Annotated in this window: 1 pseudogene; it reads left to right on the forward strand. The window is 43.9% G+C overall.

The features are described from left to right. Positions 1-975: pseudogene (locus tag ACFILW_RS10080) on the forward strand (hypothetical protein); the annotation flags it as partial.

The raw sequence follows: 975 nt of genomic DNA on the forward strand, positions 1-975 counted from the left end.
AGCCTTCTCTCTGTTGCTGGTTTGAATGATTCTGATGATTACGCAAATTTTTTAACCAAAACCCTTTCTGGTAAGAGCGATAAGAGTTCTATCGTAAATGTTCTTGCGGACGATAGCAAAAATTTATTGGTAAGAACTCTAGATACAGACGAGCAATATAAAAAGTCTCTCATTAGTCCACGGTCGCTTGTTCGTGATAGCTCTACAACCCAACAGTTTTCAGGGAATAATGAGAATGCAGCCCCTGTTAATGTTTCTGACCTTTTGCGGGGTGGAACTGCAGGAATGCAACGTTCTCAAGATAACAATGTTATTTTGGGTAGTGGGATTAATTATACAAAAAGCAAGTGGGGTGTTTTTATTGGTGACGATGTGGTTGGTAGTGTTGATGGGAGAGGTACATACGGCGCTATTGTTATCGGGTACGGTGCAAAATCTGGTGATGGTTGGAGTACTGTTATTGGTTATAAGGCAGAGGCACCTAAGGGCTCGTATGGTACTGTTGTTTTGGGGCGGGGGGCAAAAACGGAAGGTGTTTTTAGCATTGCAATCGGTGCTGTTGGAACTACTCCTGGATCTGAAACACAGAATGTTGATGAAAAAAATAGAGTGCTTGCAGCTGGTGATTATGCAATGGCTCTTGGTTACGGCGCGAAGAATTATGCAGAAAAGGGGATTGCTCTTGGTTACAATGCATCTGCAACAAAGGAGGCGCTGTATAGTATTGCTATAGGTTCCATGTCTCACGCTTTGGGTCCAAGCAGTATCGCAATGGGTGTCAATTCTATAGTTTCTGTACAAGGTGGTGTTGCTATAGGAAGTGATACTATCGCTGATAGGGCTGCAGGTGTTTCAGGATATACTTCTTCGCTGCAGGGGGCAACAGAAAGCACTGAAGCGCAATGGAAAAGTACGCAGGGTGCCGTTAGTGTTGGTAATAAAAGTACGGGCATGACGCGGCAGATTACAGGTGTA

This window comes from Bartonella sp. TT110JLCBS (assembly GCF_042193405.1).
Taxonomy (GTDB): Bacteria; Pseudomonadota; Alphaproteobacteria; order Rhizobiales; family Rhizobiaceae; genus Bartonella.